Here is a 4661-nt window from a genome sequence, read left to right as displayed (position 1 = left end):
GTCACGCAGGCGTACCTGAAATCGCTGCCGCAACGCGACGCAATGCGGCAACGGCTGGAGAAATTGTGGAACTACGAACGCTACACCATTCCCCGTCGTCGCGGCGATCGCTACTTCTATTCCCACAACGACGGGCTGCAAAACCAAAGCGTTCTCTACAAGGCCGATTCGCTCTCGGCTGAACGCCAGGTATTGATCGATCCGAACAAACTCAGTGACGACGGCACGGTCGCGCTGGCGGGAACGGTGATCACCCGTGACGGATCCCTGGTCGCGTATGGATTGGCCGACGGGGGCAGCGATTGGCGGACCTGGAAAGTCCGTGATGTCGCGACCGGCAACGACCTGGACGATGTGATCGATTGGGTCAAGTTCAGCTCGGTCGCCTGGTTGCCCGACAACAGCGGTTTCTTCTACGCCCGTTACGACGAACCCGATGCCGGATCCGAACTGACCGGCACGAACGAAAACCAACGATTGCACTTTCATCGCCTGGGGACCGACCAGAGCGAAGACCCGTTGATCCTGCAGCGGCCCGATCATCCCAAATGGGGTTTCTCTCCCGTCGTCACCGATGACGGGCGATACCTGGTGATCCAAAACTGGAAAGGCAGCGAACCGAAAGCGCAAATCTTCGTCAAAGATCTCCGCGATCCGGATTCAGAAGTCACCCCGCTGATCACCGGATTCGACTTCGAATACGACTTCATCGCCTCGGTCGGTGACACGATGTACTTCTTGACCGATCACCAAGCCCCGCGGCGACGCGTGATCGCCGTCGATGTCACGTCGCCGGAACGCGAGCACTGGAAACAGGTGATCGGCGAGTCGAGTGACGTGATCGAATCGGTGAGCTTGTTCGGCGAAACGTTTTACGTCGATGCCCTCCGCGATGCCCGCAGCCACGTCAGCCGGTACGGGATCGACGGATCACCGCTCGGCGATTTCGATCTGCCCGGTGTCGGAACCGTCAGCGGGTTCGGCGGTCGCCAAGACGCCACCGAAACGTTCTTTCGCTTCACCAATTACGTCACACCGGGGGCGATCTATCGAGTCGACTTGACCGAATCGTCGCCCGACAAAGCGACGTCGCTGTGGCGGCAAAGCGAAATCGACATGGACCTGGATGCGTTTATCACCGAGCAAGTGTTCTGCGAAAGTAAAGACGGCACGAAGATTCCGATCATCATCACCCGCCGCAAAGACAGCAAACTGGACGGAACCAATCAGACGCTGCTGTACGCCTACGGCGGTTTCAACGTGTCGCTGACGCCCCTGTTCTCGCCGGCCAATGCGGCTTGGGTCGACGCCGGAGGCATCTACGCGGTGGCGAACCTGCGCGGCGGCGGAGAATACGGACGCGAGTGGCACGAATCGGGCATGCGGCTGAACAAGCAGAACGTCTTCGATGACTTCATCGCCTCGGCCGAACATTTGATCGACGCCGGATACACGACCAGCAGTCGATTGGGGATTCGCGGCGGCAGCAACGGCGGTTTACTGGTCGGCGCCGTGATGACTCAGCGGCCAGACTTGTTCGGTGCCTGCTTGCCGGCTGTCGGCGTGCTGGACATGCTTCGTTACCACAAGTTTACGATCGGATGGGCCTGGGTCACCGAGTATGGCAGCAGCGACGAAGCGGACCAGATCGAGAACCTGTTGTCTTATTCACCGCTCCACAATCTGAAACCGGGCACCTGTTATCCGGCAACGTTGATCACCACCGCTGATCGTGACGACCGCGTCGTCCCCGGTCACAGTTTCAAGTTCGCCGCGGCACTGCAAGCCGCCCAGGGTTGTGATCATCCCACGTTGATCCGCATCGAAACCCGAGCCGGACACGGGGCGGGCACGCCGGTCAGCAAACAGATCGACCAGTACGCCGACTTGTGGGCCTTCTTGAAAGCAAACTTGAAGTGATCTTGCCGCCCGCTGGGCGCATTTGTTATCCGCAACCCACCCACACCCCATCACCCCGACACAAAGCCCGCCAATGGATTGCCAGCGGACCCCAAGCGAATCGCTCCGGTTTGTTTACACGATCAACCGTGACTACATCCCGTTCGCCTTGGTGAGCATGCTGTCGGTCATCGAGTCTCAGACACAGCCCAGTGTGTTTCCACCCAGTGCGTTTCACATCGTGCATGACGGCGATCTAGACGACATCGATCAAGCCAAGATGCGACGATTGATCAACGCGAAGGGTGCATCGGTGGACTTCCATCGCGTCGGCGACGACTTTCCCCGCCAGTTCGCCGAACATTCCAGCTGGGACGTCTCTGTCCTGTTTCGTCTCGCACTGCCCCAGATTCTGCCGGCCGACATCGATCGCGTGCTCTATTTGGACGGGGACACGCTGGTGCGCCGGCCGCTGGACGAACTCTTCCAACTCGACTTGGGGCAGTCCGGATTGGCCGCGGTTCCCGAAGCCCACCCGGCCGTCCGGCGACTCGGTTTGTCGCTCGATTCGGCCTACCTCAACAGCGGCGTGTTGGCCATCGACCTGTCCACGTGGCGCAGCAACCGGACCAGCGAAACGATGTTGGACAGGGTGATGAAAGATCCCGATCGCTGGGTCTATCCCGACCAGGATATCTTGGCCGTGCAGTTTGCCGACGGCTGGACCCGATTGGCACCGGAATACAACGTCACGCACCGCTTCTTTGCCGGTCCCTCGTCGTTGCCGCTGCCGACGACGGATCCGCACATCATTCATTTCACCGGCCAGGGTCTGAAACCTTGGCAGACATCGCGTCCGCATCCCTATGCCGATGAGTTTTGGGCGGTCGCGGAAGTCGTTCGCGATGCCGGATTCGAACTTCCCGATCGTCCGCAAAAGAAACGTCGCTGGTACCAACGCGGTCCAATCGCGGCTTATCGAAACCACCGTCGCGGGTTGCGTCAGCAGCGTCGTCAACGGGCGGAAGCCGAGCGGCAATCGCGACGTGCGATGCTCCAAACGCGCGACCGTGAAATGGTGCTGCAATTTGCCAGTGAAATGACGGTTCGACGCGGCCCGTTTGCCGGACTGTGTTATCCCGAAGCCTATTCACACGGCAGCACGCTCGCACCGAAGTTGTTGGGAACCTACGAAGCCGAATTGCAACCGATTCTCGAACGCTTGCTTAGTAAAGACTACCCGGTGATCGTCGATGTCGGCGGCGCCGAAGGGTACTATGCGATCGGTTGTGCGCTGCGTTGGACGGACGCGAAAGTAATCGCCTATGAATTGCAACGCGAAGCCCGTGCCGCGATCGCCGAGATGGCCGCCGCCAACGGTGTGGCCGATCGCGTGGCAATCCAGGCAGAGTGCATGTTCGGCGACCTGTATGGAAAACGTGGCTTGGTGATCTGTGACATCGAAGGCGGCGAAGCGGACTTGTTGGTCAACGATCATGCGGCGGAAGCCTTCGCCGATTCCGACTTCATCATCGAAACGCACGAGATGTTTCGAGCGGGGATCTGCGAACGATTGTACGATCAGTTTGCCAGCACGCATCACGTGACCGTGATCGATGCGGTGTTGGACGACCAGCGTCCCCAACATTGGTCGCTTCCCGAGTTGGCCAACTTGAGCGAACCACGGCAAGCCCAAGTGATCGGCGAACGCCGCGGCGGCCCGATGCAATGGCTCGTCTGTGAATCTCGAAACGATTTCCCCCAACGCCAAACGACCACGGCCCGCGCCGCGTAATTTCACCCCGAAGCGGATCCCTTGCGTTTCTCCATCCGTCAGCTGCTCGCGTTCGTCACCTTATTCGCCATCACAGTGTGCACGCTAATCGCTGGTTGCGATTCGCGGTTCGCCGGCCGACCGACCGAGGTCGTCGTGATCGAAGCCCCAGCTGAGGCTCGCGTCGGATATGTCCGCTGTGCCGAATCGCAGGCGTCAACGTTACTCACGTTCACGGTCACGACGCCCAAAACGGGGACGCATCGAGAGACATTTCCGCTTCGATCGGAGACTTTATCTGGCTCAAGTTACCCATCGCACCCTGGCGGATTTGTCTCCGCCACCGGGCCGAATGACGCCAACGATCAGCTGCCGTTCAATCGTTCCTGCTTCATTGAGTCTGCGACTGAAAACGCAATCGGTATCCGCTTTCGTCTCACCAGCGGTGCCGACCGCGACTCTGCCGCTGATTTGAACGAACTCATTTGGGTGACAATTAATCGCGACACTGAAATCCAATTGCCGCACGGAGCGACGGCAACGGCTGTGTTCAAAAAAGAGTCAGGAGCATTTAAAGTAGAATAGGTAAGCCGAGGCAACCCAGATTGCCAAAAAGGCTCCTGACCCTTTTTACATCGCGTCGTCTGTGAATGTGCTACTGCCCCACGTTCCACCGTCGCAACAAGCCCAACACCGTTTTGCTGGTCGGGGTCAATCGCGTTCGATTGTATTGATCGCCCAACTTGCGAATCGCTTCCGCTTGAGTCGGATAGGGGTGGATGACGCTGGCGATCTTTCCCAGTCCCACTTCATTGACCATCGCCAACGTGATCTCGGAGATCATGTCGCCCGCGTTCTTGGCGACGATGGTTGCCCCGACAATTTGACCTGTGCCTTTCTTGGTATGGACTTTCACAAAACCTTCTTCTTCGCCTTCCAGGATCGCGCGATCGACGTCACTGAAGTGCTGGACGTAGGTGTCGATTTC

General features: G+C 58.9%; 2 protein-coding genes and 1 pseudogene. 2 read left to right on the top strand and 1 reads right to left on the bottom strand.

Annotated features, from left to right (window positions below; translation table 11 throughout):
- On the top strand, positions 1-1920 hold a 1920-nt coding region (locus tag ABX749_RS22830), incomplete at its 5' end, for a prolyl oligopeptidase family protein (protein ID WP_372898017.1).
- Positions 1921-1993: 73 nt separating this feature from the next.
- Positions 1994-3694 (top strand): glycosyltransferase family 8 protein, encoded by a 1701-nt coding sequence (locus ABX749_RS22825; RefSeq protein ID WP_372898016.1) that lies wholly within the window; start codon positions 1994-1996, stop codon positions 3692-3694.
- 634 nt (positions 3695-4328) lie between these two features.
- Here the strand turns inward: ABX749_RS22825 and ABX749_RS22820 are convergent.
- A pseudogene (locus ABX749_RS22820) lies at positions 4329-4661 on the bottom strand (FAD-containing oxidoreductase); the annotation flags it as partial.

This window comes from Stieleria sp., assembly GCF_041595215.1.
GTDB classification, from domain to species: Bacteria; Planctomycetota; Planctomycetia; order Pirellulales; family Pirellulaceae; genus Stieleria; species Stieleria magnilauensis.
This window is presented reverse-complemented; position numbering and strand designations above follow the sequence as displayed.

Excerpts from the sequence above, each read along its gene's own strand:
- ABX749_RS22825 (WP_372898016.1), top strand. The coding sequence starts at position 1,994 with ATGGATTGCCAGCGGACCCCAAGCGAATCGCTCCGGTTTGTTTACACG.